The organism is Anoxybacillus pushchinoensis, from assembly GCF_900111795.1.
In the GTDB taxonomy this organism is placed as follows: Bacteria; Bacillota; Bacilli; order Bacillales; family Anoxybacillaceae; genus Anoxybacillus; species Anoxybacillus pushchinoensis.
Genome location: NZ_FOJQ01000090.1, coordinates 1 through 5,458 on the forward strand (window position 1 = coordinate 1; position 5,458 = coordinate 5,458).

Genomic DNA, 5,458 nt, shown 5'->3' on the forward strand with positions numbered 1-5,458 from the left:
AGCGTCTCTTCCTCCCATGGGCTTTTCGTGAAAAAATGGCTCAGTGTCGTGCGATGGTTCGGATGAAAACTCCCATGATGTAGATCGGTCAGCGTTCCCGAAAAGCCCTTTGTAATCATCGCATCCACGATATGAACGAGATGCTTCATGACAGGTTTCGAGAAATAAAGGGCCAACCCCAACATCGTCAAAAACTTGTGGATTCCTTGGTGATGTGCTAATCTATTCATGAGACATGAACCTCCTTGTGAATGGTTTGTTGGCACATCTATTCTAACCAAGGAATCGGGTTCATGTCTTCTTTTTTGTTTGGTTGTAAATTTATGTTAGTAAATTTGCTCATCTACAGTTTTGTTGTTAAACCTTTTCTGCTTTTTTGTGTTTTCCCTACTGATAACATCTCGCTAAGCTCGTCTTCCCACTTAGAAGATTCGGTTTCATATGGGATTCCAGCAAAGGATTTTAAAACAGCTTCAATAATTACCTTTGCTCCTTCTGGTGGAACTGCCATTCCAATTTGTCTTCTTACGCTCTCCTTACCGCCTATAAATTTATACCAATCTGGAAACGTCTGCAACCTTGCCCTTTCACGATTAGTTAAAGCCCTCGGTTCATCATAATGGTACATATGTGTACCACCACCTCCACTACCCGTGACTGTATAAGCAGGTGCATTAGGGTCTAACCGCTTATAGATATTCGACAGTTTAGCACCCTTCACATTCAATCTTAGGTGTTCAGGTATTCCTTCATACCAAGCATTTTCTCCAGGCGGAATATGTTTCAGCATTTCTACTACTTTACTTTGATGCCTTGTAAATTCATGGTTAAAGGCATCTTCTGGAATAGGCGGTTCTTCTAACGCTTGGCGAGATGTTTTCCAATTTGCGGGGTTTTTATAGGGAGCTTTCGGAACTTTAAATGACCAGCCAAAATCTTTGCGGATGCCTACAATAATTATCCGATGACGTGCTTGTGGCACTCCATATTCCTCAAATTTGTAAAGATGGGGAGTAATATTATATCCAGCATCCTCCATCTCTTGGAGTATTTTGATAAATGCCTGTCCCTCGTTTGCAGACTCTAAACCGCCTACATTTTCCGCTATGAACCATTGAGGCTTATGATATTTTAGAACTTTTATTCCGTAGGTATATAATGGTCCATATTCTCCATCTAATCCCTTCGTCTCCCCTACAATGGAAAAATCGTTGCAAGGAAAACCGAACGCCAAGACATCTATCTTCGGGAGTTTGGTAATATCTAATTTGCGTACATCTTCGCATATAACTGTTTCTGGCTTGTCAGGGCATATATTGTAGCGGTAAGTTTCGCAGGTATCTTCATCATAGTCATTTGCCCATTCATGTTCAACTTTGTAGATTACTCCATCCTTCTCAACTTGTGCCATTTTTGCACCAAGCGTTAAACCGCCAGGACCGCAAAACAGCTCTCCTTTTTTGAATATCATTCATGTCAACTCCAAATGTTCGTACTTTTGTTCGATAGATTAAATTATACACTATAAATGTTTGGTTGAGAATAAACAAGTCTTGCCTTAAAAAAAAACTCCCTAAGCAGGAGTTTATAAGGAGTCTATATCCGCCATCGTTATACGTGAGTTTTTCGTAAACAGAGTCTTTAGTGTATTATGGTCAATTGGATTAGCGTAGTTGCGTTGAAGCAGTCTGATAACATTACGGGCAGTAATAACACTGCCATTCACATTAGTTCTGTCAGCAATACTTTGAACTTGAGAGTCAATGTTGCTACCGAATCCATGGGCAACATACATGAAGAATTCAAGATTGCCATGCTGGTTTTGGTAGGTTGGTATATAATTGTTGACCATCCGATTTCTATGGTCATTATTGATGACATATCTTACGTACGCTTTTGTATCTATTATTCCAGAGTAATTTAATGGCGACTCTACAAATACGTCAGGATGCAAGGCATGATTTCCTACATGTTCTGCTCGAAAGCCCAGTTGCTCGAAGATAGCTTGAGTGGCAGTCTCAAATTCCGTTGCAAGTTCAGTACCGCTTATCGCCATATTTAGATAACTCGCCTCGAATTGGCTGAACGTATCTGGTCGGAAACCATCCAATGCATCTTCTACTTCTCGAACAGTGTAGCCAGTTAAATCGGCAATTTCCCGAACCAAGGAGGCTGTAAAGCTGGTGATTGGTCTCGTTCCAGCAATGTGCAATAAATTGCTTCGAATTCGCCTCTCTCTATATAGAGTATCAGTAACTGTTTGTCCACCAAAACTTCGGTTGTCTCGATTTTGCCCAGGAGCTAACCCAAAATTTCTTTGAAAGTTTTCAATGCCATAAGGATGGTTCGTATCAAGCCTTCTTAGACTTGTACCATCGTTTAAAATGGCTTCAACATCACTAATTCTTTCTTGCGGTATATAAATACTGCCATTTGAGTTTCTTTCAATAAGTTGTGTGTACTCTAAATAGTTTATGAATGTATTTGCTATGTCCTCCAAATAAGACAATGTCTGTTCCCTTGTACGCAAACCTGTTGTACTACTTTGATACCGCTCTTCAAAGTCGGGAGGTAAAACTGCATCCCCGTATGAACGGTAGCTAATTATCCTTTGCACTACATGTTCAAAACAGCTCCTTGATTCGTTCTCCCCTTCTGTAATTACAAAGCGACCAATTTCCTCTTTGGACAACGTCTGAATTCGATTATCTGCAAGTAGTCGCAGCAAAAATCTAAACGGTCTAATCTGAAAACGGTAATGAATATTGACTCTGCTTCTAATGGAGTACGGGGAGGGATATTGCAACTTCATTAGTTGATTTGTAATAATAGGCACAGGAGGCTGTCCAGCTAATAGCGCCTCTCCTGCTAATGTTGTTCGGATAACTCCACTATCTGTTTCCTTAAAGATAAGCCCTAAATTATATAGCCAAGATTCATAGGTTCGTGCTCCACCTGCCCGTCTGTCACGCCTTTGTCCTGGTCTTTTTAGCCCGAAGCGTTCTAACTCCGATTCAAAGTCCAGTTGTCTGTTTAAGTTGTTGCTCCAATTTTCCCCTAAAGTTTGTAAAGTAAAAAGCGAAAGTATATCAACTACTGGATACAGCTTACGCTTATTGCGTGGAATTTGCCAATTGTTTATCATAGCTAAATCCCCCATAATGAAGTCTTAACACTCAGTATTTCCCACAAATTCAACTCAATCGGTCTATAGGATAATGGAATTTCGATACTAACCAATATACTATAGTCAAAATTATAACAAACAATTAAATGGAAAAAATACATTTTTTCAAGGCATTTAATTGGATTATTCTCTCGCTTTCAACACTGAGAAAATATAGAATCATAAAACTTACGATTCTTCCAGTATAGTTAAACCACCCAAAACTATCCTTGCTAAAAAATTATTTATTTCTATTATTTGTGATAATGTTTTTAACAATATCTTATAGTCTGGCATAATTGTTCCTTATTTCTTTATGCAATTGCTCTAAATAGTTACTAAAATCGTATGAACATATTATGAACTGTTTATTACTTCTTTCAGCATTGTTGCAACATATTTATGTAACAAACGCCTTTTTAGCGTTCCTTTCTATCCTTACTATATACATGCACCTTAAAACCATGACTTCTGTATGAACACATTTTTTCATGGCTATACTGCTCCTAAATACTCATGTGTAAAAGGAGCGGAAAGGACATGAAACGTCTTAAAATTACAAATGACCACGGCTGGACGCCTCGAACCCTTCGGAAACAAGAACGGAAAATCAAAGATGCTTCCCTTCGTGTTCGGGTGACCGCTGTTCGTCTTGTCATGGAAGGTCACCTCGGTAAAGATGTCGCAAAAATGGTCAATCTGTGCCGTCAATCGGTTGCCCTCTACGTTGCACGTTTTAATCAAGGTGGGCTCGATCATCTACTCGATCGTCGCTTACCACCTGGCCGCGTGCCATTTCTTACGGAAGAACAACAACAAGAAATCAGACAACTCGTGTTAACCACCACACCTTTGGATGCTGGCTGGGGCATCGCTTCATCATGGAATACGCGCATTTTACAATCTTACATTCAACAAACTTATGGCGTTTCGATGTCACGGGAAGGGATTCGCAAGTTGTTGCATCGTCTTCGTTTGTCATGGACACGTCCGACTTACAAGCTAGTCAAAGGAGACGCCAAGCGTCAAGCTGCCTTTCAAAAGAACTTGAATTTATAAAAAAAAAAACTAATTACCGAGAATGTTACCATGTTTTATGTGGATGAGGCACATGTTCGTGCTTATCAAGCGTTGCGCACGACGTGAGCAGAAGTAGGAAATCAAAAACAAGTGCCAAGCTACGGTCACCATGCCCACGTTTCCATTTTTGGCGCCGTCGATGTTCAACAAGGCGATGTGGTTTTCCATCGTGCATCATCCGCCAATGCCGAAACGTTCCTTGACTTTTTGCGCCGATTGAAAGAGAAATATACGGACTGATTCCTCGTGCTTGTGTTGGACAACGCACGCATTCATCATGCCAAGATGGTGCAAGCCTTTCTTGATGGCGAGGAAGGCGATGCTTTTCATTTCATCTTCTTGCCGCCGTATTCTCCACAGTTGAACCCGATTGAACGGTTATGGAAGTGGTTGAAAGATGAGGTGATTGCCAACGTTTTTCACAAGGATCAAAATGACATTACCCAATCCATTACTCGTTTTGAACAGTATGTTCTACAACACCCGGATGAGGTGTTGCGCCGCATGGGGTGTGCTGTGTGAATCAGAGGTTAAAATGCCAATTTGGATGTATATAGATTATAGACACAACGAATAGAGAAAATGTACAGTAAATCCATCAATCATAGGGAGTGTCTATAGTGACAAGACGTTTTGATAAAGAATTCAAAATACATGCAGTAAAATTAGTGATTGAGGAAGGAAAGGCGGTCGCTCAAACCGCAAGACAACTCGATATTTCGCCAAAAACTCTTCATAAATGGGTAGCAGATTATAAAAAAGATGCTGAGCATAGCTTTGTCGGGAGTGGAAACCTCAAGCCGGAAGATCGTGAAAAGCGTGAACTTCAAAAACGTATTCGGGATCTGGAGGAGGAAAACGCGATCTTAAAAAAGGCCATGGGCATCTTCGCCAAAAATCAGAAGTAATTTATGCATTCATTCATACGCATAGAAAGGAGTTTCGTGTGGCGAAGATGTGTGAAGTCTTAGGCGTTTCAAGAAGTGGATACTATGCATGGGTCAAACGACCAGAAAGTCAACAAAAGAAAAGACAGGAAGCATTGAAAAAGCAAATCAAAAAGATTCATATCGAGTCAAGAGAAACGTATGGCAGTCCAAAAATCACAAAAATCCTTCAGAAACAAGGGGTTAAGGTATCTCAAAAAACGGTCGCCAGAATCATGAAAGATGGTGATATTCGTTCAAAAACAAAGAAAAAATATAAGGCAAC

Annotated in this window: 3 protein-coding genes and 3 pseudogenes; 3 read left to right on the plus strand and 3 right to left on the minus strand. The window is 40.2% G+C overall.

The genetic code is table 11. The annotated features are described in order from the left end of the window. The 3 genes and pseudogenes from BM213_RS13955 to BM213_RS13965 form a co-directional block, all read right to left on the minus strand. Window positions 1–230 (minus strand): annotated as a pseudogene (locus BM213_RS13955) (IS701 family transposase); the annotation flags it as partial. Window positions 231–343: 113 nt separating this feature from the next. Then, window positions 344–1,471 (minus strand): DNA cytosine methyltransferase, encoded by a 1,128-nt coding sequence (locus BM213_RS13960; RefSeq protein WP_091705135.1) that lies wholly within the window; start codon window positions 1,469–1,471, stop codon window positions 344–346. 114 nt (window positions 1,472–1,585) lie between these two features. Then, window positions 1,586–3,145, minus strand: a complete 1,560-nt coding sequence (locus BM213_RS13965; RefSeq protein WP_167357425.1) for a restriction endonuclease FokI C-terminal domain-containing protein — start codon at window positions 3,143–3,145, stop codon at window positions 1,586–1,588. A 561-nt stretch (window positions 3,146–3,706) separates the two neighbouring features. On the opposite strand from BM213_RS13965, the gene BM213_RS13970 reads away from it, so the two are divergent. The 3 genes and pseudogenes from BM213_RS13970 to BM213_RS15345 form a co-directional block, all read left to right on the plus strand. Beyond that, on the plus strand, window positions 3,707–4,225 hold the full coding sequence (locus tag BM213_RS13970) for a winged helix-turn-helix domain-containing protein (RefSeq protein ID WP_091705141.1): 519 nt from the start codon (window positions 3,707–3,709) through the stop codon (window positions 4,223–4,225). A gap of 111 nt (window positions 4,226–4,336) precedes the next feature. After that, window positions 4,337–4,768, plus strand: a pseudogene (locus tag BM213_RS15110) (IS630 family transposase). Window positions 4,769–4,866: 98 nt separating this feature from the next. Continuing rightward, window positions 4,867–5,458: pseudogene (locus tag BM213_RS15345) on the plus strand (IS3 family transposase); the annotation flags it as partial.

Bases quoted from the DNA above. Each gene is read 5' to 3' on its own strand.
- BM213_RS13960 (WP_091705135.1), bottom strand. From the start codon at position 1,471: ATGATATTCAAAAAAGGAGAGCTGTTTTGCGGTCCTGGCGGTTTAACG.
- BM213_RS13965 (WP_167357425.1), bottom strand. From the start codon at position 3,145: ATGATAAACAATTGGCAAATTCCACGCAATAAGCGTAAGCTGTATCCA.
- BM213_RS13970 (WP_091705141.1), top strand. From the start codon at position 3,707: ATGAAACGTCTTAAAATTACAAATGACCACGGCTGGACGCCTCGAACC.